Annotated in this window: 15 protein-coding genes and 1 pseudogene; 8 read left to right on the top strand and 8 right to left on the bottom strand. The window is 65.7% G+C overall.

The genetic code is table 11. From position 1 onward, the window contains the following. The first annotated feature begins 14 nt into the window (after window positions 1–14). From LOS78_RS00655 to LOS78_RS00680, 7 genes and pseudogenes are all read left to right on the top strand, one after another. Window positions 15–677: a lysozyme gene (locus LOS78_RS00655; protein WP_230376445.1), complete on the top strand. Its 663-nt coding sequence runs from the start codon at window positions 15–17 to the stop codon at window positions 675–677. 56 nt (window positions 678–733) lie between these two features. Then, entirely contained in the window at window positions 734–913 is a 180-nt protein-coding gene (locus tag LOS78_RS00660; protein WP_007426701.1) for a hypothetical protein, read from the top strand. Then, the gene (locus LOS78_RS22060) at window positions 906–1,007 is read left to right on the top strand and encodes a DUF3789 domain-containing protein (RefSeq protein WP_371824701.1); all 102 of its coding nucleotides are present in this window, start codon (window positions 906–908) and stop codon (window positions 1,005–1,007) included. Before LOS78_RS00660 ends, LOS78_RS22060 begins: the two co-directional genes overlap by 8 nt. Then, a complete protein-coding gene (locus tag LOS78_RS00665) occupies window positions 1,000–1,230 on the top strand; it encodes a hypothetical protein (RefSeq protein WP_230376446.1) in 231 nt (76 codons plus the stop codon). Before LOS78_RS22060 ends, LOS78_RS00665 begins: the two co-directional genes overlap by 8 nt. Before the next feature lie 126 nt (window positions 1,231–1,356). Continuing rightward, entirely contained in the window at window positions 1,357–2,241 is an 885-nt protein-coding gene (locus LOS78_RS00670) for a DUF2163 domain-containing protein (RefSeq protein WP_230376447.1), read from the top strand. Next, on the top strand, window positions 2,238–2,672 hold the full coding sequence (locus LOS78_RS00675; RefSeq protein ID WP_230376448.1) for an NlpC/P60 family protein: 435 nt from the start codon (window positions 2,238–2,240) through the stop codon (window positions 2,670–2,672). The genes LOS78_RS00670 and LOS78_RS00675 overlap by 4 nt, the downstream gene beginning before the upstream one ends. A 10-nt stretch (window positions 2,673–2,682) precedes the next feature. Further along, window positions 2,683–6,651, top strand: a pseudogene (locus tag LOS78_RS00680) (glycoside hydrolase TIM-barrel-like domain-containing protein). Window positions 6,652–6,821: 170 nt separating this feature from the next. Here the strand turns inward: LOS78_RS00680 and istB are convergent. Together istB and istA are read right to left on the bottom strand one after the other, a co-directional pair. Then, complete coding sequence (gene istB, locus LOS78_RS00685) at window positions 6,822–7,550, bottom strand: IS21-like element ISPkr1 family helper ATPase IstB (RefSeq protein ID WP_024843951.1); 729 nt, start codon at window positions 7,548–7,550, stop codon at window positions 6,822–6,824. Further along, complete coding sequence (istA, locus tag LOS78_RS00690) at window positions 7,480–9,048, bottom strand: IS21 family transposase (protein WP_028717560.1); 1,569 nt, start codon at window positions 9,046–9,048, stop codon at window positions 7,480–7,482. The genes istB and istA overlap by 71 nt, the downstream gene beginning before the upstream one ends. Window positions 9,049–9,345: 297 nt before the next feature. Here istA and LOS78_RS00695 point away from each other — a divergent pair, with 297 nt between their 5' ends. Beyond that, window positions 9,346–9,942: a hypothetical protein gene (locus tag LOS78_RS00695; protein WP_230376449.1), complete on the top strand. Its 597-nt coding sequence runs from the start codon at window positions 9,346–9,348 to the stop codon at window positions 9,940–9,942. 74 nt (window positions 9,943–10,016) lie between these two features. On the opposite strand, the gene LOS78_RS00700 is transcribed toward LOS78_RS00695, so the two are convergent. Genes LOS78_RS00700 through LOS78_RS00725 form a run of 6 tightly spaced genes read right to left on the bottom strand, consistent with a single transcriptional unit; the run spans window position 10,017 to window position 23,163 of the window. Continuing rightward, a complete protein-coding gene (locus LOS78_RS00700; protein ID WP_230376450.1) occupies window positions 10,017–14,678 on the bottom strand; it encodes a DUF3320 domain-containing protein in 4,662 nt (1,553 codons plus the stop codon). A gap of 26 nt (window positions 14,679–14,704) precedes the next feature. After that, window positions 14,705–17,935: a type I restriction endonuclease subunit R gene (locus LOS78_RS00705; RefSeq protein ID WP_230376451.1), complete on the bottom strand. Its 3,231-nt coding sequence runs from the start codon at window positions 17,933–17,935 to the stop codon at window positions 14,705–14,707. Continuing rightward, the gene (locus tag LOS78_RS00710; RefSeq protein ID WP_230376452.1) at window positions 17,932–19,218 is read right to left on the bottom strand and encodes a restriction endonuclease subunit S; all 1,287 of its coding nucleotides are present in this window, start codon (window positions 19,216–19,218) and stop codon (window positions 17,932–17,934) included. The genes LOS78_RS00705 and LOS78_RS00710 overlap by 4 nt, the downstream gene beginning before the upstream one ends. Continuing rightward, window positions 19,218–21,227 (bottom strand): class I SAM-dependent DNA methyltransferase, encoded by a 2,010-nt coding sequence (locus LOS78_RS00715; RefSeq protein ID WP_230376453.1) that lies wholly within the window; start codon window positions 21,225–21,227, stop codon window positions 19,218–19,220. Before LOS78_RS00715 ends, LOS78_RS00710 begins: the two co-directional genes overlap by 1 nt. Then, window positions 21,227–22,306 (bottom strand): type I restriction enzyme HsdR N-terminal domain-containing protein, encoded by a 1,080-nt coding sequence (locus LOS78_RS00720; protein WP_230376454.1) that lies wholly within the window; start codon window positions 22,304–22,306, stop codon window positions 21,227–21,229. The genes LOS78_RS00715 and LOS78_RS00720 overlap by 1 nt, the downstream gene beginning before the upstream one ends. Then, entirely contained in the window at window positions 22,303–23,163 is an 861-nt protein-coding gene (locus LOS78_RS00725; protein WP_230376455.1) for a WYL domain-containing protein, read from the bottom strand. The genes LOS78_RS00720 and LOS78_RS00725 overlap by 4 nt, the downstream gene beginning before the upstream one ends. Window positions 23,164–23,191: the final 28 nt, after the last annotated feature.

Genomic DNA, 23,191 nt, shown 5'->3' on the forward strand with positions numbered 1-23,191 from the left:
TCTCCGGTAATTCCATGCACATGACCGACCGGGGCCTGCTGGCCCTCGTCCGGCACGAAGGACTCGTGCCCGGACCCTATCTCGATGTGAAACAGGTCTGGACCTTTGGCATCGGCCACACGGCCGCGGCCGGGCCGCCCGATCCGGCCAGCATGCCGCGCGGCATGCCCGCTGATCCGGACGCCGGGATCCGCGAGGCGTTCCGGGTCTTCCGCGCCGATCTTGCGCGCTACGAGGCCGCCGTCCTGCGCGCCGTGAAGGTGCCGCTGGCGCCGCACGAGTTCGATGCGCTGGTCAGCTTCCACTACAACACCGGCGGCATCGCCAAGGCTGCACTGACCCGCCACCTCAATGCCGGCAATCGCGTTGCAGCCGCCGACGCGTTTCAGAACTGGCGGCGACCGGCCTCGATCATCCCCCGCCGGGAGGCCGAGCGCGACCTGTTCCGCCATGGCCGCTATCCCGGCGGAACCATCCCGGTCTGGTCCGTGGATCGTGCAGGCCGCGTGGATTTCTCGCGGCCGATCCGACGCCTGACCGAGGATGAGGCTCTGGCCTTGGCTCGCGGGCCGTCGCCGCTGCCGAGGCCACCGGTCTTCGAACCTGCACCCACCGCACCGACCGGCTGGCTCGCCCGGCTGGCCGCCCTCTTCTCCGCCCTGATCCGGAGGGCTTGACCCCCATGCGCTACGTCCGACCCAACTCACTCACCTGGTGGGCGGGACTTCTCGCCATGCTCACCGGCATCGCCTCCCTCGCGCTGCCAGCCACCGGTCCGCTCGGCGAGTTGTCCCGTCTCGTCGCGCTGCTCGCCGGCTCAGGCGATGCCTCGCCGGCGGGGCTGATGTTCCTTGGTCTGGGCCTGATCGGCCTGCGCGACCGGATCGAGCGCGGGTTCCGCGGCGATGCTTGAGTTTCTCGCAGGTCTGGTCGTGGGCGGCTTCCTCGGCGTCTTCGTCGCAGCCCTCTGCGTCGCCGCCGCGCGGGGGGAGCAGCACGATGGCTGATCACCTGATCTGGCTGGTCGCGGCTCTGGGCGCGGTCGGGGGCGTCGTCCTCGGCCGGGCCTGGGGGCGCGTGGAAGGGGAGCACGCTGGCAAACGGGAGGCGGAACGCGATGCCATGCAAGACAAGAACGAGCGCGTCGAGCGCGGGCGCGACGCGGTTCGTGACGGCCGCGGCGCTGGCGATCCTCCTGACCGGCTGCGTCGCAACGATGGGAAATGGTGACGCGGGCTGCGCCTCCTATGCCGAGGCGCGGCTCGCCCGGCCTCCTGCCCAGACTGTCGCGGAGGTGCCATCGGACTGGGCGGACTGGATCGCCGATCTCGACGACCGCATGACGGGAACCTGCCGATGAAGTCCCTCGATCCCGCGCTGCAGGCCCATCTCGACGAGGGCACGACCACGCTCGCCTGGTGCTGGCGGATCGCGCGCGCCGATGGCGCGAGTTTCGGCTTCACCGACCACGACCGGACGCTCAGCTTCGACGGGACCGACTTCGAGCCCGAGAGCGGGCTCACGGCGTCCGAGGTGCGCTCCGGCTCGGACCTGTCCGTCGATGCGCAGGACGCGGAAGGCGTGCTGACCTCGGACCGGATCACCGAGACCGACATTCTCGACGGCCGCTGGGACAATGCCGAGGTCGAGGTCTGGCGGGTGAACTGGGCCGATACGAGCCAGCGCGTGCTGATGCGGCGCGGCGCCATCGGCCTGATCCGGCGCGGGCGGCTGGCCTTCGTCGCCGAGGTCCGCTCGCTCGCGCATGTGCTGGGCCAGACGGTCGGGCGGACGTTTCAGGCGACCTGCGACGCCGCGCTTGGGGATGCGCGCTGCGGCGTCGATCTTGAGGATCCCGTTTTCAAAGGAGCGGGCGCTGTGATCGATCTGTTGCGCGACCGCGCCTTCACCGCCTCTGGGCTCGGCGCGTTTGCCTCCGGCTTGTTCACCTTCGGGACCGTGGAATGGACCAGCGGCGAGAATGCCGGGCGCAAAGCCGAGGTGCTGGGCCACGACGTAACCGACGGCATCGCCATCCTGACCCTGCTCGAGGCGCCGGTGCGGGCTATCGCCGAGGACGACGCATTCACCATTCGAGCGGGCTGCGACAAGCGGATCGAGACCTGCGGGGCGCAGTTCGCCAACACCGCCAACTTCCGCGGCTTCCCGCACATCCCCGGCCAAGACACGATCCTGCGCTACGCCAGCCGGGACGGCGGCCACGACGGGGGCGTTCTGTGACGCCGGCCGATCCGGAGAGGGTCATCGCCGCGGCGCGAGCGTGGCTGGGAACGCCCTACCACGACCAGGCGAGCCTCAAGGGCGTCGGCTGCGATTGCCTCGGGCTGGCCCGGGGCGTCTGGCGCGAGGTCGTGGGCCCCGAGCCATTCCCGATCCCGCCCTACAGCCGCGATTGGGGCGAGACCGGACCGCGCGAAGTTCTGGCCGAGGGCGCGCGGCGGATGATGATCGAGGTGTCGCCCGCCGAGGCCGGGCCGGGCGCACTGGTCCTCTTCCGCATGATGCCGCGCGCCATCGCGAAGCATGTCGGGATCCTGACCGGTCCCGGCTCCTTCCTCCACGCCTACGAGCGGCTCGGCGTGATCGAGGAACCGCTCACCCCATTCTGGCGGCGGCGCATCGCCTTCGCCTTCCTGTTCCTGCAACGCTGAGACCCCGGACATGGCCACCCTCGTTCTCGGTGCCGCTGGCGCCGCCATTGGCGGCAGCATCGGCGGCGCCATCCTCGGCGTGAGCGCCGCGACCATTGGCGGCTTCGTGGGCTCGACCATCGGCTCGGTCGTCGACAGCTGGATCGTGTCCTCGCTCGCGCCGACGCAGCGGATCGAGGGGCCGCGGCTCGACAGCCTTCGGATCACGTCCTCGACCGAGGGTGCCGTCATCCCCCGCGTCTATGGCCGCATGCGCATGGGCGGTAACGTGATCTGGGCGACGGATTTCCGCGAGGAGACGAAGACCACCACGCAGGGAGGCGGCAAGGGCGGCGGGGGCGGCGGCAAGGTCAAGACGACCGAGTATCTCTACTACGCCTCCTTCGCCGTGGCCCTTTGCGAAGGGCCGATCACGGGCATCGGGCGCATCTGGGCGGACGGCAAGCTCCTCGACACTGCCGGGATCACCTCGCGCTGGTATTCGGGCGACGAGAGCCAGACGGCCGATCCGTTCATCGCGGCGAAGATGGGCGCCGCGAACACTCCGGCCTATCGTGGGACGGCCTATGTGGTCTTCGAGGACCTGCCGCTCGGCAATTACGGCAACCGCCTGCCGCAACTCTCCTTCGAGGTCTTCCGCCCGCTCGCCGATCCCGACACCGCCGAGGGGCTGACCCGCGCCGTCACCATGATCCCGGCCTCGGGCGAGTTCACCTACGCGACGACCGGCATCCGCAAAGGCAGCGGCGGAGCGCAGGTGCCGGAGAACCTGAACGCGCTCTCGGACACCGCCGACATGGTGGTGGCGCTGGACCGGCTGCAGGCGATGGCGCCGAAGGTGGAGAGCGTCAGCCTCGTGGTGGCCTGGTTCGGGAACGACCTGCGCGCGGGTGACTGCACGATCCGGCCGGGCGTGGAGGTCTCGGAAAAGACCACGAGCCCGCAGACGTGGAGCGTGAACGGCGTGAGCCGGTCCGCAGCCCATCTCGTCAGTCGCGACGACCAGGACCGCCCCGTCTATGGCGGCACGCCGGCCGACTTCGCGGTGATGCAGGCGATCAAGGAGAAGAAGGCCCGCGGGTTCCGCGTGACCTTCTATCCGTTCATCCTGATGGACGTGCCGCCCGGCAACACGCTGCCGAACCCGTACAGCGACAACGCCGCCGAGGCTGGTCAGCCGACGTTCCCATGGCGCGGCCGGATCACGTGCTCGCCCGCGGCGGGCTATGCCGGCAGCGTGGACACGACCGCCACCGCGGCTAGCCAGGTCGCGGCCTTCTTCGGCAACGCCAGCCCATCGGACTTCGGGGTCTCGGGCGAAACCGTCGCCTGGACCGGCCCGTCCGGCGACTGGGGCCTGCGCCGCATGATGCTGCATTAAGCGCATCTCTGCGCCGCGGCGGGCGGGGTCGACGCCTTCCTGATCGGGACCGAGATGCCGGGGCTGACCACCATCCGCTCCGGAGCCAGCACCTATCCCGCGGTGCAGGCCTATCGGGACCTCCTCGCCGATGTGCGGTCCATTCTCGGGGCCGGGACGAAGATCGGCTATGCGGCCGACTGGAGCGAGTATTTCGGCCACCAGCCCGGCGATGGCTCGGGCGACGTGTTCTTCCACCTCGACCCGCTCTGGGCCGATCCCGAGATCGATTTGATCGGGATCGACAACTACATGCCGCTGTCGGATTGGCGCGACGGGTTCGAACATGCGGACGCGGCCGAGGGCTGGCCCGCGATCTACGACCGGGCCTACCTGCAGGGGAACATAGTGGGCGGCGAAGGCTTCGACTGGTTCTATGCCAGCGCGGCTGACCGATCCGCACAGGTCCGGACCGCGATCACCGACGGTGCCGCCAGCAAGCCATGGGTGTTCCGCTACAAGGATCTGCGCGCCTGGTGGTCAAACCCGCACTACAACCGCCCGGGTGGGGTGGAGAGCAGCACGCAGACGGCATGGGTGCCGCAGTCCAAGCCGATCTGGTTCACCGAGCTCGGCTGCCCGGCCATCGACCGGGGCACCAACCAGCCGAATGTTTTCTTCGATCCGAAATCGTCCGAGAGCTTCACGCCGCATTTCTCGCGGGGCTGGCGCGACGACGCGATCCAGCGCGCCTATCTCGAGGCGACCTACCTGTTCTGGGGGGACGCTACGAACAATCCCATCTCGTCGGTCTATGGCGGCCGGATGGTGCATGTGCCCGAATGCGCTGCCTGGACCTGGGACGCGCGGCCTTACCCGTTCTTTCCGGCCCTGACCGATGTCTGGACGGACGGGGCGAACTGGCGACTGGGGCATTGGCTGACCGGGCGGCTGGGCGCGGTGTCGCTGGCGGCGCTCGTGCGGCACCTCTGCCTGCGCGCGGGCCTGCCCGAGTCCCGGATCGACGTCACCGGCCTATGGGGCGCCGTCGAGGGCTACGCCATCACGGCCCTAGAAAGCCCGCGCGCCTCGATCACCACGCTGTCGCGCCACTTCGGCTTCGACGCCGTTGAGACCGAAGGCGTCATCCGCTTCGTCATGCGCGGCCGGGCAGCGGCAGCCACAGTCAGCCCCGACGACCTCGTCGCCGCGCGCGAGGGCGACGTGCTCGAGCTCACCCGCGGTCAGGAGACCGAACTGCCGCAGGCCCTGAAATGGCAGGTGGCCCGCGCGGACGAGGATTACGAAGCCGCGCAAGTGGAAGCGCGGCGCATCACCGTCGACACGACCCGGATCGCCTCGGAGAGCTTCCCGATGGCGGTCCCGCCGGAGGAGGCCGAACGCCGCTGCCGCCGCGCGCTGATGGAAGCCTGGACCGGCCGCGAGAGCGTGGTCTTCCGACTGCCACCGTCGCGGCTGGCGCTCGACCCGGCAGATGTCGTGTCGTTCGCCCATGACGGCCGCGCCGTCCCGCTGCGGCTCGTCTCAATCGCCGATGCGGATGCCCGCGGCGTCGAGGCGGTGCGCCAGGACCGGGAGGCCTACGACCTGCCACCCGGCGCCCCGCGCCCCTCGGCGCTGTCGCAGGCGGTCGTCTTCGGCGCGCCCGAGGCGGTGCTCCTCGACCTGCCGCAGCTGACCGAGGACCAGCCCGCGCATCGGCCCATCGCCGTGGCGCATGCGGTGCCGTGGCCGGGCGAGATCGCGGTGTTCCGAAGCCCCTCGACGGACGGCTTCGAGCTGCTCACGAGCTTCGGGACGCGGGCCCGGATCGGCGCGCTGGTCTCGGATTTCTATGCTGGCCCCACCTCGCGCTTCGACCTCGGCAACGTCCTGGTGGTCGATCTGCTGACCGGCACGCTGGAAAGCGTCACCGACCTGACGCTGTTCGGCGGGGCGAACGCATTGGCGGTGGAAACCGCGCCTGGGGTCTGGGAGATCGTCCAGGCGGGCGCGGCCGAGCTGCTCGCCCCCGGCCGGTATCGGCTGACCCGCTTGCTGCGTGGCCAGCGCGGCACCGAGGATGCCATGGGCAACCCCGCGTCGGCGGGCGCGCGCGTGGTTGTGCTCGATGACAGCCTCGCATCGCTGCCCATCGCCGAGGCTGATCTCGGCATCCCGTGGAACTGGCGCATCGGCCCGGCGAGCCGCCCGGTCAGCGACGAGACCTACGTCGGCACGAGCTTCACGCCCGAAGGTGTGGGACTGCGGCCGTTCTCCGTCGCCCATATCGAGCAGCCGTGGCGCAGGCCGCGCACGCCCGGCGATCTGACCATCCGCTGGACGCGCCGGTCCCGCGCGCTGGCGGCCGACAGCTGGGGCGGGCTCGAAGTGCCGATGGCCGAGGAACTCGAAGCCTACGAGGTCGAGATCCTCGACGGCGCCACCGTGAAGCGGGTGTTGAGCACCGTCACCACCAGCGCGGTCTACACGGCCGCACAGCAGAGCGCCGATTGGGGAACGCCGCTCGGCCCCGGCGACACACTCGACATCCGCATCTTCCAGCTCTCCGCCCTTGTCGGGCGGGGTGCGCCGAAAACCGTCACGCTCACGTTCTGAAGGCCATCCCATGTCCGACGCCACGACCCATCTCCTGCTGTGTCAATCGGCACGCAACTTTGACCCCCTTTCGGCGCCCAATAATGACCCCGCTTGGTCAGCACGGGTAGCTGGCCCGATGCGGTGTAGCCTCCATACAGCGCAACCGGATCGGGCCAGCGGCGTCTCGGTCATTCCCGCGTCTTGAAGCGCCAGCTCTCGTTGCCGGTCTCGACGATGTCACAGTGATGGGTCAGTCGGTCGAGGAGCGCCGTTGTCATCTTCGCGTCTCCGAAGACGGTCGGCCATTCGCCGAAGTCGAGGTTCGTCGTCACGATGATCGAGGTGCGTTCGTAAAGGCGACTGATGAGGTGGAACAGGAGCTGGCCACCCGTCTGGGCGAACGGCAGATATCCCAACTCGTCGAGGATCAGGAAGTCGAGGCGGCACAGGAGATCCGCAGTGCGTCCCTGTCGGTCGGCGCGGGCTTCGGCGTCCAGCTTGTTCACCAGGTCCACGACGTTGAAGAAGCGGCCGCGCTTGCCACGGCGGATGCAGGCCCGGGCGATGCTGACGGCAAGGTGGGATTTGCCGGTCCCGGTGCCGCCGATGAGGACGACGTTACGCTGATGCTCGAGGAACTCTCCGGAGGCCAGATCGCGCACCAGCGTTTCGTTTACGGGCGTGTCTTCGAAGCTGAACTCGTCGACTTCCTTGGCCAAGGGCAGCTTGGCGATGGTCATCTGGTATTTGATCGAGCGAGCTTGTTTCTCGCTGATCTCGGCGTTCAGCAGGTCGCCCACGATTTGCTGCGGTTCGTGCTGTCGCTTCACCGCCGTGGCGATGATCTCATCGTAGGCGGCCTTCATGCCGTAGAGCTTCAACTGGCCCATCGCGTCCAGCACCTGTGATCTTTCCATGGCGGGGTCTCCTGAGGCTGTCGTAGCGTTTGCAGTCGGCCACGGGCTCGCAGGTCAGGCGCAACGCGTCCGGCGTGGCGATGGTCAACGGAGGTGGTGGCTCGCGATGTCGGGCCAGGATGTTCAGAACGACCGATGCCGCCGGGGCGCCTTCGGTCAGGGCCTCGACGCAGGCAGCCTCGACGGCTTCCAGTCCATCCGTTGGGATCATGCTCAGGATCTGGACCATCTGACGGTCACCGTTCGGCACGCGCCCCAGCTTACGCTGGACGCGTCGTATCGCCGGCGGCAGTTCCCATTCCTTGAAGGGAGCGCCGTTTCGAAGGGCGCCGGGCTTGCGGGCCAGCACCGGGATGTAGTGCAGCGGGTCATAGATGGCCTTGTCGCGCCCGAAGGCGCGGTCGTGCCGGCCGACGATCTTGCCGTCCTGCCAGACCTCGACCCGCTCGGCATAGGCGCGGATCTCGACCGGACGGCCGACGGCGCGACCATCGACCGAGTAGCGGTTCTTGTCGAACCTAACGAGGCAGGTCTTGGACACCGAGGCCGGCACGGCATGGAATCCGTCGAAAGGGCCGACGTAGGGCACCAGGCTCGCCCGCTCATCCTGGAACACGTCCCAGATTGTCCGATCACGCAATTCCTGGTGCGGATGGGCCTTGGCCCAGGCAATACAGCGATCCTGAAGCCAGGCGTTGAGTTCCGCGTAGCTCTTGAAGCGCGGCCGCGGCACGAAGAACCGCCGCCGGACAACGCCAACCTGGTTCTCTACTTGTCCCTTCTCCCAGCCGGACGCGGGGGTGCAGGCGACGGGATCGACAAGGTAGTGTCCGCACATCTGCTGGAACCGGCGATTATACGCGCGGTCGCGGCCGACGAAGATCGTGTCCACCGCCGTCTTCATGTTGTCGTAGATCCCACGCGCACAGGCGCCGCCGAAGAAGGCAAAGGCCTTGTCATGGGCATCGAACACCATTTCCTGCGTCTCTCGCGGGTAGGCCCGGACGAACAGCATCCGGCTATGACAAAGCCGGACGTGAGCCACCTTCACCGTGGTGGTCACGCCGTCGATCAGAACGACCTCGTGACTCCAGTCGAACTGGTAGGCTTCACCCGGATCGAAGCTCAGTGGCACATAGGCGGCGGCTGACGCTTCCTGCTCCGCCTGCGACCACGAAGCCGCATAGCGTCGGACCGCGTCGTAGCCGCCGTCATATCCGAGGGCCCTGAGCTCTTCGAAAATCCGGATGCGGGTCAGCCGCTCGCGCTTCGGCTTGCGCGCATTCGCCGCCAGCATCTCGTCGAGCTTGCCTTTCCAGGGACCGATCTTCGGCTGCGGTTGGACGGTTCGCTCGTAAGTCATCTCCGTTGCGCCGGACCGGATCACCTTCCGAACCGTGTTCCGCGATACCCGCAGCTCTCGGCAGATATGCTTGATCGACTTCTTGTCCTGGAAATACGCCCGGCGGATCTTCGCAATCGTCTCCACAACCAGCATCCCACACTGTGCCCCCCGATAGCCTCGGAGGCATCATGACCATCAGCGTAAGGGGGTCATTTTTGGAAGCCGATTACCCCGTTACGGGGTCAATTTTGCACGCCGGTTCACAGCCTGATCCTGGTCTACGACGGCGCGGGCTGGGTCGGCACCACGCCCACGACGCTGCAGAACCTCGCGCTGCTGGGGCTCGGGACCACCGCGGATGGGGCGAACCCGTTCTCGGCCAAGCTCAACGCCGCGCTCTGGACCGCGAAGACAGTCGCCGAGGGCGGCACCGGCGATCTGTTCTACACCATGAACAAGGAGGCGGCCGGCGACGATCTCGGGCTCACGCTCCAGACCGGTTTCGTGACGAAGGCGCTGGTGGGCCTTTTCGGCTCGGACCGCTTCCGCCTCGCGGTCTCCGCCGACGGCAGCACCTTCTTCGACGGGCTGATCGTCGACAACGCGAACGGCATCGTCGACCAGCCCCGGCTGCCACGGTTCAAGGCTTACACCAACTACGACAACTACGTGGGTGTCGGGACCTGGACGAAGATCGGCCTCAACAACACCGACTACAACGATCAGGGGGCCTTCGACGCGGCGAACAACCGGTTCGTGGCCCCGGTCGACGGCACCTACCTCTTCGGCGCGACGCTCATGTACAAGGTCAACGCCAGCACGACCGCGCGTATGCGGGGGCGGTTGGTGCTGAACGGCACGACGGAAATCCGCGGCTCCCTCGGTGAAATCTCCGCGACCCACGTCTCGCTCGCCACCGCCATCTGGCTGCAGACCATGGTGCCGCTGACCGCAGGCGACACCGTCGAGCTGCAGGGGTATTTCCGAGTCGCGGACGGCTATTTCGCCGCCGACCAGACGTCCTTTTGGGGCGCGAAGATCGGCTGAAGGAGGTGGTCAAACGAGCTGAGGACGGCTTCAGCACCTTGATCGTGACGATGGACACGAACCCTTGCCGAGCATTAGACGTGTTTCGAGAGCGTGCCGTCGATCACTCCGCGCAGATCCGCTCCTACCCGGGCGAATCCGAGGAGCCGTGCGGTCGCCACGATCAATTCCTCACGCGGCATATCCCCACTTTCGGCGACCACCCGGGCAGCCGCCGCACGTATCTCGCCGGGCGGCAGGTGCCCCGCCGTTCCTGGTGCGTTGGGCGCGGACCGGTCGCGCACAGGCGGGTCATCCTGCTGTGCCTTGGTCATCGCGAACTCCCTGTCCGCGACGATCCCGCCCGAACGCATGGCGCTCGCGAGTGCTCGGTCCGACGCCTCGCGAATGCGCCTGCCGGTCCGGCTCTTGCCGAAAGCTTCGGCTACCCTGCGCGCGATCAAGTCGCGGTGGATCGGGCCCTCCGCCTGAACGATTTTCGTCACAAGGTCCGAGAGCAGATGTAGCGGCGCCTCATGCGGCTCGAAGCTCACTTTCACGGTGAAGCTGGAGACTTCGTAGGCGGGCGCAGACAACTCGGGTGGCGGGGGCAGCATGGTTTCCAAGTCCGGAGCAGTCTCGGCCGGTTCCTCAACGGGCTGCAATCCCTCCCGGTTTGCTCCCGTGTAATGGGGCCCATCGGCCTGTGCGGCCTCCTTAAGCGCGGCTCGAAGGCGGTCGATCTCTGCGTGGCGTCGATGGAACCAGTCCGTACTCCAGACCCGGTGGAACCTCCAGCCAAGCCCCTCGAGCACGTCTTGGCGAAGCCGGTCGCGCTCCCGCGCCCAAAGCGCCGAATGGTAGGCGGAACCGTCGCACTCGACCGCGAGGATGTAACGGCCGGGCTGATCGGGGTGCCGGACGCCGAGGTCGATCCGGAACCCCGCCGCACCAACCTGGTGATCGCAGGGGTAGCCCATGTTTCGGATCACGCTGGCGACGTCATCTTCGAACGGGCTGTCAGCCGGCGCACCACTCGCTTCCGGTTGCGCAAGTTGGCCGGAGCGGGCGAACTCGAGGAACCGCTTGAGCACCCGCGGACCGTCACGGCTGGTCCTGGATGTGTCGATGTCGTTCGGGTCGAACGAGCAAAAGACGATGCAACGGGTCCGCGCGCGGGAGAAGAGCACGTTGAGCCTCCGCTCGCCCCCCTCGCCGTTCACCGGCCCGAAGGACATGGAGGCGAGCCGGCCGTTCGGCTCGCTGGGTCCGTAGCCGACCGAGATAAGGATCACGTCGCGCTCGTCGCCCTGCACGTTCTCGATGTTCTTCACGAAGACGTCCTCCGAACGTCCCTCGCGTAGGAAGGCGTCGAGGATCTCGTCCTCGCGTCGGGCGATCTCGAGGACCTCCGTCAGCATGTCGGATTGCGCCTTGGAGAAGGCGACGACGCCCAGGGACAGGTCTGGACGGCTCCGGGCGTGCTCGGCCACGGCGCGGGCCACCGCCTCGGCCTCGATCCGGTTCGTGCCGGGGCGTCCACCGCCGCGCGAGCGGCTGGAATAGACGCCGGGCACCCGGCGGAACGCGAGCCCGTAATCGGGATCGTTCTGGACCGGCGACGGGGGAAGGATCAGCCGGTGCTCGTAGAACTCGGCGTTGTTCACAGTGATCAGCGATGGGTCGCGGGACCGATAATGCCATTCCAGCATGGCCGGGTTCAGCCCGCGCGCCTCGCAGAGCGTCAACACGCTTTCCATTTCGGTGGCAGAGGCGGTTTTGATCTCATCCTCGTCTTCCCCGTAGTCCTCCTCGTCAGAGCCGGCGACTCGGTCGAAGAAGCTGGTGGGCGGGAGCTGTTTCTGGTCCCCTACCACGACGATCTGGCGGCAGCGTGCAATCGCGCCGAGTGCGTCTTCGGGCCGGACCTGGCTGGCCTCGTCGATCAGCAGCAGGTCGAACTCTGTTGAGCCCGGAGGCAAGTATTGTGCGATGGAGATCGGGCTCATCAGGAGGACCGGCTTGATCCGCTGCACCATCTGGCCCGCCGCGCGCATGATCTGCCGGATCGGCTTGTGACGGCGTTGCTTGGCCATCTCGCCGCGCAGGAACCCCATTTGCCCTGACGCCCCCGCGGGCAGCTGGGCGAGGTGCTTGGCGCGCACGAGCCTTCGGGTCTCCTCCATCCGGGCCTCCTCGAGGCCGCGGAAGGTCTCCACGAGCGCGTGCCGGTCGAGATGGGCGAGCCCGTCGAGATCCGGCAGGGCAGCGCGCGCAGCTTCCCAACGGGCCTCGGCGCTGGCATACAGGAACTCGTCCACCGCGTTTTCCGGTTTGATCACTCCCTCATCAAGAAGGGCTAGCAGTGGGGCGAGACCGTCCGCTTCGAGTCGGGCCGACAGAGCGGAGAGGCGCGACCATTCCCCGTAGCGGCGTATCCCGTCGCGCATGCCGATGATCCGGGCTTCGATCCCTGCGAGGGACTGCTCATCCCAGACGAGGGCAAGCCGGTCCTCGAGCGCCGCAAGCGCCGCCCGTGCTGCGTCCAGCGCGGGGGCCAGCTCCGTCGCGGCGTTGGCCGCTGCACAGATCCGGTCCAGCGCTTCGGATGTATTGATCGGAGCGATCTCGGTGAGGCGGGCGAGCCAGGCGGCCTGCGCCTGCAACGCCGCGAAAGGGGTGCGCTCCCCGCGCCACTCCGGCCCAAGCAGGGAAGAAAGGAACCCTTCCTCCTCAGCGAGAGTCTTTCGGAGGCCCCGGACGGTGATCAGCGTGTCGACGAGCCTCAGCCGATCGGCGGGCGATTTCGGCAGGGCCCCGGACAGCAGGGTCGCAAGCTCCCGGCTCGCCCCGCGATAGGGTCCGAAAAGGCGGGACCAGAAGGAGCCGACTCCGGGCGCGAGTCGTGCCCTGAGCGATGCCGGGTCCATTCCGAAGGCGGCCTCGGTGAAGGTCGCGCCGGCGTCGTCGCGCGCTGCTGCCCAAGTAGAGCCGGCCGCAAGGGCCTCGCCGAGCCGCAGGTCTCCGGCATGGGCCAGAAGCGCGCTGGTTGCCGTGCGGGCCTCATCGGGTCGGTTTCCAGCCGCGATCAGGACCGCATGGAGTGTCGCACATTCCTCTAGGTTTCCCGGTGCGGGCCGTCCGGCTGACTCCGCCACGCGGGCCGCCGTCTCGTGCAGGGTCATGACCGCATCGGCCGCGCGTGCCAGATCGGGTTCGAGCCGTTGAAGGTCCGTGGGCTGCAGCGCGGTCGCCCCGACCCCGAAGAACGGGTGCTCGGCGCGCGGGCCGGTCCGGGCCAGCAGCTCCGCATAGGTCGCGATCCGGTCTGAGTGTTCGCGGCGCGTCGCATCGTCCAAGTCGGCCAAGCCCTCGCGTGGGAGCCGTGGCGGGGGCGCGTCCTTGCCGACGAAACGGGCGATCTCGGCCATCGCGCGGAACGGGGTGAACCCGTAGCCCGGAACCGGCTGATGCAGCAGGTCCGCCACTCCGTTCAGCCGATCACGCGCTTCGCGCAGCGCGTCTGGCGATCCGGGCATCTCGGGGATAGCCGCGCCGGCCGCCAGCGTGCGCGCCAGCTCGTCCAGAAATGCCCGCTTGTTGGCGGCGCGCGAGTGGATCTCGAGGCAGAGATCCCCGAGCCCCACCTTGCGCAGGCGGTCATGCACGACCGAGAGCGCGGCCATCTTCTCTGCCACGAAGAGGACCCGTTTTCCGTCATGGGCCGCCGCGGCGATGATGTTCGCGATCGTCTGGGACTTGCCCGTGCCGGGCGGTCCCTGCACGACGAGATTGCGACCGGCGCGCACCTCTTCGATCACGCGGGTCTGCGAGGCATCCGCGGGAACCACGTGCAGAAGGTGGCCGGGTTCCAGCCGCGGGTCGAGCCGTTCCTGTGGGCCGAAGAGGGGAGAGGACCGCTCGAACCCGCCGTCGAGTAGCCCGGCCAAGACCGGATGCGACTCGAAGGCGTCCTCGGGCCAATGCTCCGGTTCCAGGTCCCGCATCATCAGGAGCTTCGAGAAAGAGAAGAAGCCCAGCTGCATCCCGTCCCGGTCGATCGACCATCGCGCGCGCCCCTCGATACGGTCGGAGAGCTCTTCGAAATAGGACTCGGGACTGAAGTTCTCGTCATCAAGGATTTCGGGCAGCTCGAACCCGAAATCCGCGCGCAGCCGTTCCTGCAGGGGCAGGTTGGTGACGATCTCAGTATCGCGGGCGCGCAGGTTGAAGGTGGCGCGCCTGTCATCTCGGACGAGTTCGACGGGCACAAGGATCAGGGGAGACTCGCGCATGACATCTGAGCTGTCGCTCTCGTACCAGCGCAGGAACCCCATCGCGAGGTAGAGGATGTTGAAGCCCTGCTCCTCTTCCGCGGTTCGTGCGTCTGTGAAAAGACGCAGGAGGCGGCGCTGCAGAGCCTCGGGGCCGAGCCGGGTCTCCAGCAGCAGGTCCCGATACCGGGCTTCGCGATCGTCAGGGTCTTCCGCATCATTGGCCAACGCTAGGAGAAGCGGCTCATCCTCGGGCTGCTCCTCCTCTTCCTCATCGCGGGGCTGGAAACGCATCTTTTTTCCTTGCGTCTTCAGCAGCTCGAAAACGTTCGCGCTTCGCTCCTCGACGATGTCGAGCACGTTGGCGCGCTTCGCGGAGCGGTTGACATGAATGAGGCGGTTTCTGGTTCCCGTTTCCACGAGCCGGCGCCGGGCGTCCTCGAGCAGACCGGAGAGGTTGGTGGAGCGGGGTTGATCTTGCATATGCCTATCTTCCAAAAATCGATCACTTACTCATTCAGGCTGAGCGCTTCACCCCGTTTCAGGATCTCGTAGATCACCCCCTCGAGGATCGGCAGGGCTTGCCTGTCTTTGCTCAGCAGCAGTGTCGCAAGTGAATTATGCGAGGACATTGCTCGAACCACGGCTGCTTGGACGGCGCCGGGCAGGTTCCCCTTCATCGCCTGATCTTTACTGTTCTTGTTGATCTGGGCCATCACGACCGGGTTCTCGCGGGTGATCGCCGCGACCTGGTTAACGAAGGCCACCTGGTCCTCAAGCGGGGTCGCCTCGCCGAATAGGCTGTTCAGCCGCTCAATTAGCTCCTGCATATACACGGGCAGAGCGCCGGGTCGTGAGCCGCCACCACCGCCCTTCACTGGGTCGAGAGTGGGCGGCTCCTGGTCTTCGCCTTCACTTGTCGGTTCCCGCTCTTCGATGTCGTAGCCGGTCAGCGCGATGCCGTGCAGGTCGATCTCGGCTGCAGGCACTCCGTCGAGCCGGTTTGCCAACAGCTTTGAGAAAGCGGCAAAAGTCTCCAGTTCTGGGTCCCCGAGGTCTACCAGCTGGGCGATGTAGGCGTAGAGCCGTCCGAACCGGGACAAGCCAGACTTGAAGTCGGTAAGGGAAACGATCGCTGTTTCGACCTGCTCGCGTTCGTGGTCGGCACGCTTCATCCCATCGTCGTTCCCGGCGCTCTTCGCGCGCTGCCAAGCATCCTCCGCCGCGGCCGCACGCTCCCGCAGCTCGGACAAGCGCCGGTTGTAAGCATCCGTCGGCTCCTGCGTCGCGGCGTACATTGCCTTGTGCGCCGCCTCGTCGTCGTTCCCGGTCGCAGCAGACGCAGCGGTCCGGAAACGGGCGCGCTGGAAGTCGAGAATATGGGTGCCGTCGTAGATACCCTGATCGTCGAGAAACTCCTTCAGGTCGTAGATGACGTTGAGGTCCTGAACTTCTTCGATCCGCGCGCCCCGGTCGTACTGGGCGAAGGCGGCCCGCACCACGTCGGGATCATTCACGAAATCGATGATGAAGGTCTGATCCTTGCCCGGGAAGGTCCGGTTCAGGCGCGAGAAGGTCTGGACGATCTCCACCGCATTCGCGATCTTCTTGTCCACGTACATTGCGACCAGCTTGGGCTGGTCGAAGCCGGTCTGGAATTTGTTTGCTACCAGCATGACCCGGTATTCTGGCCGGTCGAAGACGTGGCGCAGATCCTTGCCGCCTGCCTCCGGGTTCATGTTCGCCTCAGTGAACTCGGCGTCCTCCTCGACGACGAAAGCGTCCCCGTAGAGCAGATCGTCGTTCGGGTGCATCACCTCGCGCCCGGTCAGCTTGCCGGAGAAGGCTACAAGGGTTCGGATGTGTCCGTATTCCGGGTTCGCTGCGATGAAGGCGTCGAAGGCTCGCTTGTACCGGACCGCAGAGGCCCGGGAGCTGGTGACCACCATCGCCTTGGCCTTCCCGTCCAAAAGGTGGGCCACGTTCTTCGAGAAGTGCTCGATGATGAAGCGGACTTTCTGGGTGACGTTGGTCGGGTGGAGCGTCATCCATTTCGCCAGCGCCCGCTTGGCGGCCTTCCCGTCGACCCGCTTCTCCTCGACGATCTCCTGTCCAAGGTTGAAGGCGGTCTTGTAGGGAACATAGCCGCGCAGAACGTCCAGAATAAATCCCTCCTCGATCGCCTGGCGCATCTCGTACTTGTGGAACGAGACCGGCAGGTTGTCGTCCGATGCAGGCTTGGTCGGATCTGCCGGGCGCCCGAAAAGCATCATGGTCGAGTGCTTCGGGGTCGCGGTGAAGGCGAAATGGGAGACGTTCGACGGGCGCTTCCGGGCCCGCTGGATTTCCAGCAGGATATCTTCGACCGTCATCTCCTCTGCGTCCTTCCGGGCCGACAGGGCCAGCGTCGCCTGAAGCTTCGACGCGGTGTTTCCGGTCTGCGAGTTGTGCGCCTCGTCGATGATCACCGCGAAGTTCCGGTCCCGCAGGGACGTCTCCGTCAGGATCGCCTCCATGGCGAAGGGGAAGGTCTGGATCGTCACCACGATGATCGGGGTGCCCTTCAGCATCGCCTCGCTCAGCTGGTCGCTCTTCGACTTCGACGAGGTCTCCCGGTCGATCGCGGCGATCAGCCCTTTCTGGTGGTCGATCTGTTGGACCGCGTCCTGCAACTGACCGTCCAGGACGTTCCGGTCCGTCACGATGATCACCGTGTCGAAGATCGGCGTCCCGTCGTCCCGGCGCAGCTTCACCAGGTCATGCGCCGTCCAGGCGATTGTCGAGGTCTTGCCTGAGCCCGCGCTGTGCTCGCAAAGGTAGGGGTGCCCGGGCCCCTTTTCCTTGGCGTCGGCGATCATCTTGTTGACCGCGTCGAACTGGTGGAACCGGGGGAAGATCAGGGTCTCCTTGACCGACCAGTTTCCCTTCAGGTCGACCACGTTCTTCTTCTCGACATAGACGAAGCTGTGGAAGATCCGCAGGAACGCGTCGGGCTGGCAGATCTCCTCCCAGAAATAGGCGACGGGGTATTCCCCGTCGGCCCGTGCCGGGTTTCGCGCGCGGCCGCTGTCGCCCTTGTTGAAGGGCAGGAAGAAGGTGTCCTCGCCCGCGAGCTTCGTGGTCATCCAGATCTCGCTGTCGGACATCGCGAAATGGACCACCGCGCCACGATGCTGCGTCAGGAGCGGGTGCTTGCGTTTCGTGACCGGGTCCACGGGCAAGCGGTCGCGCCGGTACTGGGCTTTCGCGTGCTCCACCGACTGGGTGAAATCCGTCTTCAGCTCGACCGTCGCCAACGGCAGGCCGTTCAGGAACAGGCCGAGGTCGATGGCGAGCTCGCGGCCCGGGTGATACTTCAGCTGAGGCACCACCCGCAGCCGGTTCGACGCGTAGCGGTGCAGGACCTTCTCGTTGCGCTGATCCTCGGGCGCGGCCTCGGACAAGTCCAGATGCCCCGCGCCAGCGATGGAGAAGCCCCGGCGCAGGGTCTGCACCATCCCCTGTTTCTCCAGCGCGGTCTCCAGCCGGTCCATGACGACCTTCAGGGTCTTGTCGCCGTTCATCGAATGAAGCCGGTCCCATTTCTGGGGCTGGGTGGCGCGCAGCCAGGCTTCCAGGTCCTCCGGATACATGGCGCGGTCCGCGTCATAGGCGTCGGAGGCGCCGACCAGCCAGCCAGCCGCGGCGAGCTTGCCAACGATATGGGCCTCGAGGTGCTTCTCGTGATGCAGGTCGCTCATGCAGCACGCCTCACGTCGATCTTGCCGGTGACGGCGGCGGTGATCAGGGCGGAACGCTTCTCGCGGAGAAGGTCGATGCTGCGCTCGGTCAGGGCGATCAGGCCGTCGATGCGAGACACTTCGTGCTCAATCTGACGCGCAATCTCCACTTGCTCTTCGTGCGGAGGGACAGGAAAGCGAACAGTTCTTAGATCGTCTTGGGAAATCTTCATTCGGATGGTATTCATCTGGCCCGTACCGCTGATTTTCATCAGGATACCCTTGCCAAAGCGAAGTAGCCCCTTCTGGAATCCACTGTTCATGAATATTTTCTCGAAGAATGGAACATATACGTCATCGTTTTTCGGATAGAGCGAATAGTATACGGGGCTGATCGCACCATAGTATTTTGATCGCCCCACTGCGCCAACGATCACGTTCATACTGTTTAGGACGATATCCCCCTCGTGCGCGATCTTGTATGCAGTCAGGTCGTCCTTGCTCTTATTTCCGCCGCGGCCCTCTTCCGTGTATGGAGTGACGCCATGAGCGATGGACAGGGAAAGAATGTTCTCTGTTTTTACGGGGTCATTCTTCTCATTTCGGAAATTGAAAAAAGCACGCAGAGGCTTGACCTCCCAGTGCACAGGTATTTCACCGATCCAAGCTTCTCCCGAGTCTTTGGTCGGCGCATCCGGGTCAAAACCCTTGGTGACCGCATGGGTGATCACGGCCGCCCGCTTTTCCTTCAGCAGCGCGATGAACCGGGTCTTCTTCTCGATCAGGCCGTCAATCAGGCCGGTTTCGCGTTCGAGGTAGCGGGCGATGGCGACCTGATCCTCCTCTGAAGGTACTGGAAGCTTGATGTCTCCCAGTGTTGAAGGGTTGATCGCCGGATAACTTATCCCGGTTGAGCGCGCGACAACCTCTTCGATGAAAGGCTGTGAGTGAACCGCATAAAAAAGGAAGGTCGGGTCGACGCCTGAAACAGGACGGCAAACCGCGAAGCCGGTCGAAGCGATGTTTTTGTCGTCCTCCCGGCCAATCCGCGCGATAGCTCGTAGATAGGTCCGCACGGTCGAAATAATTAGATCGTTTTCCCGGACCAGTTTCCGAGCGCGGCTTGGCGCATCCGAAAAGGTGACCGACTGCTTTGTCGTGATGCCCTTTCCATAAACAACACTTCCGATATCTATGTAATCAAAACGAAAATCAGGATTAGTCGTTTCAGATAAGCTTTCAGGGTTAAGTCGAGTCACGCTTTTGAGCGGTTTCAACTCGGTCTGCGTGTCGGGCCAGTACATCAGTCCGTCACCTCCGCGAGCACCGCCGCGATTTCCGCTTCGACCGCCTTCAGCTCGGCGTCGATCTCCTCCAGATCGCGGGGCGGCTGGTATTCATAGAAGTAGCGGTTGAAGTTGATCTCATACCCCACGACACCCACCTGACCGTCGTATTCGTCGCGGAACGCCTCATCCACATAGGCGTCGGGCGCATGGGGCAGCACCTCCTGCGCCATGTAGTCCCGGATGTCGGTACCCAAGGGGATGTTCTCGAAATCCGTCAGGTCGTCATCGGGGATCACCGCGCCGGATTTGTCCAGAACCGGGTCAAGGTCCGGGTCGCGCACCCCGAACGCCTTCTGGAACGCCTTGATCAGGGCGGCGTTCACGCGGCCCAGCCCAGCGTCGCGCTTGGCCGCGTTCTTGACCAAGGCCTCGAACCGGTGCCAGCCGTGCGCCTCGCCCATGTCCGCCTGAAACAGCCCGGTCCAGGCGGCCTGTTCTGTGGGGGACAGCTTGCCCCAGGCGGTTTCGTCCGCAAGCGCGGCCAGCCCCTCGGGCGAGATCACGATCTTCTTGCGCAGCGGGCGCAGGACCTTCACCCGGCGATAGCCGAAATCGCGGCTGTCGAAGAGGCGGCTTTCCTTCGTCTCGGCGAAGTCGGAATACATCTGGACGATCTGGCGGATCTGGTCATCCCCGACACGGCGGCGCTTGTTGCCTTCGCTCTTGCGCATGGGCTCGAACAGCGCGGTCGCGTCGATCAGCTGGACCTTGCCTTTCCGGGCGGCCGGCTTGTTGTTGGACAGAAGCCAGATGTAGGTGCCGATCCCGGTGCGGAAGAAGATCTCGGTCGGCAGCGCGATGATCGCCTCGACCACGTCCTCCTCCAGCAGGTAGCGCCGGATCTCGGATTCCCCTTGCCCCGCGTTCCCGTTGAAGAGGGGCGAGCCGGACAGGACGATGGCCGCCCGCCCGCCGCCGCGCTCCGGCGCCTCCAGCTTGCTGAGGAGGTGGAGGAGGAAGAGCATCGACCCGTCGCTGACGCGCGGCAGCTTCGGGCCGAACCGGCCCTCGAACCCCTTCTCCTGATGCTCCCGGACCACGGCGGCCTGGTCCATCTCCCATTTCTTGCCGAAGGGCGGATTCGAGACGCAGTAATGGAACCGCTCGTTCGCGAGCTTGTCGTCTGACAGGGTGCTGCCGAGCTTGATGTTCTTCGACAGGTCGCGGCCCGGATCGGACTCGACGGTCTTGAGCAGCATCGAGGCGAGACAGACCGCGTGGGTTTCCGGTTCCAGCTCCTGGCCGTAGGGAACGATGACCGGAGCGACCGAGTAGCGGTCGCGTAGGGCGTTCACATGTTCCATCCCATCCGACAGGAAGCCACCGGTGCCGCAGGTGGGGTCATAGAGGGTCCGGATCAGGCCGGGGTTGTCGATGAACATCTGGTCGTCCGGGTCGAGCAGCAGCTCGATGGCCAGATGCACCACGTCGCGCGGGGTCATGAAGTCTTCGGCCGCCTCGTTCACCTCGGCGCCGAAGCGCCGGATCAGGTGTTCGTAGACGTTGGACATCACCCGCTCCGGAACCGCGTCCGGGTGAAGATCGATGGCGGCGAAGTTCTGGCAGATCTTGTAGAGGACCCCGGCCTTGTCCATCCGGGCGAGCGTGTTCGCGAAGTCGAACTGTTCGAAGATCACGCGCGCGTTGTCAGAGAAGGAGGCGATGTAGTCCTCGAGGTTCTGACGGGTGCGGGTCGCACCGAGGCTGCGCAGGTCGTAGTTCGAGGTGTTGTAGAACGGGTAGCCGGTCTGGGTGCGCAGGATGACGTCGAGGTCTATCCCGCTGTCTTTCATCTTCTTGACGGTATCGCGCACCTGATCCCGAGTCGGCTCCAGAACGCATTCCAGGCGGCGCAGGAGGGTGAAGGGCAGAATGACCTTGCCGAAATCGACGTGCTTGAAATTCCCCCAGAGGTCGTCCGCGTTTTTCCAGATGAAATCGGCGAGGGCGGTGTTCGTGCTCATTAGCCTTCCTTGTTATTGTTGGGATCGGTTTCGGGCGCACGCAGCGCCTCAAGGAGCCGCCCGTCCGGCAGCACCGCCCACTTGTAGATCTGGATCGCTGTCCAGCCGGTCGCTTTGCAGCCCCACTCGTTGAAGCTCATCAGCTCGCCGCGAAACTCGACACGCTTCCCGTCCACCACGGTAGCGGCGCTATCTGGTCGGTCCTTTATCGTGAGGATGGTGCCAACCGGCAGAAGCCCCTCGTCGACCATTTCGCGTGTCTTCATCAGCCGCGCTCGGCCCGACTTGGCTGGCGCGGGTGGCACTTCCTCAAGCGACGCTTCGGCGAGCTTGATTCTATCGGTCGTGGTCGACGTCTCGGAAAGCCCGTCGAGCTTGGCCATGAAAGCCTCTACCCGCGGATAGAAGCTCCGCAGCCCTGATCGCCGCAGCGAGGCGCGGACTTCGCCTGCGGTTAGGCCAGCGGCCCGTTTGGCGACCAGACGGACAAACGCGTCGTCTTCCGTAATTGCGTCGAGGACCGCCTCGACCTGCCGGTCCACCCGCCACTCCGTCCAAAGCGCGTCGATCGCGCGCGCCTGCATCCGGCCGCGGGACAGGAGCGAGAGCGTAGCGGCGATGTCTTCGATCGCGGCAGACGGGTCGTCGAGCAGGACCGTCAGGAACAGTTTCTCTTCCGCTTCGACCGGTGCGTGGACCTTGTAGATCCTCCAGGCCGCGCCATTGGTGAGCACGCACCAGTCCACACCGGCGGCGTTGGCATAGTTCAGGGTCTGCAGGAGCGGCTTGCGGTCATCCAGGCTGACCCCGAGCGCCTTGGCCTCAACGAAGAGCGCCGGAGTGCTGTGGAGGAAAAGGGCATAGTCGACAGGATTGTCAGCAGCCGTGTGGCGGTATTCGCTTCTGACCTCTTCGACGTCCTGAAGATCCCATCCGAGCGCTTCGAGGACGGGAAGGATCAACACGCGTATCGTATCGGACTCGGTCAGGCGAACACGGCGATCCCGATAGCTCAGGATTCGTGTCCGAACAGTTGGGAGACAAGCCGCCAATGCGTTGAGGGAGTCTGCTATCGTCATGCTGCCCCCTCGAGAACCAAATCGCGATTGAGCAGGACGATCTGCTGATCCTGAGGGCGGCGGGCGCTCGGGTCGGTATCGAGCCCGAGCCGTCTCAGCGCGTAGTAGAGGAGCGCTCGTCGGACCTTGATCTTGGCCTTGCCGCTACGCATCCCGTAGTCGAGCGCGATGACCTTGGCCTGCGTCTCCGAAAGTTCTGGATGGGGTCCGACCTCCAGGGTGACCACGGAATGCCAGTCGCGATCTTGTTCGGCCGACGTTTCACTCTCCCGCGATCCGCGGATGCCGAGGATCCGTGAGAGCAGGAAGTCCTTGAAGCACTCGTCGGTCAGACAGAACGCCCGCGTGTGCCAGCGGAACCCGTCGAACGCGATGGCGTGCGGCGCGATCCAGCGCCAGCGCGGCTCCGGGCTCGACAGGGACTGGTACTTCACCTCGATCGCCTCGGACCGGCGGATGGCGCCGACGACCAAACGGAGCGTCACCGGATCGACGCCGCGCACAGGCGTCGGGGCGGATGCATAGGGTGGCAGGTCAGGGATCCAGCAGTCGTCGCGCTCCAGCACATCGTCGGCAACCAGGCGGAGCTGGGCGAGGTAATGCGCTGCGTCTGGCGGGCGGAACTTGCAGTTGAAGTCCGGGCCACGGACATAGGTGCGCGCGCTCTTGTCGTAGACCATGTTGTCCGGCGCCAGCGCGATGTAGCGATTCAGGTCCGAGGATGCCTGGTTCACCGAAACGCCGAACTGCTGCATCACGTCGATGCGGTTGACGTGCCCCTCCCAGAACAGGCGGAACTCGATGAACTCGAGCCGCTGCTCGATCCCCCAGCGTAGTTCAGCCTTGTCCCTGTCCACATTGCGCTCCCGCCCAGCCCTGCGCGCA

The sequence above is a fragment of the Paracoccus sp. MA genome (genome assembly GCF_020990385.1).
Lineage (GTDB): Bacteria > Pseudomonadota > Alphaproteobacteria > Rhodobacterales > Rhodobacteraceae > Paracoccus.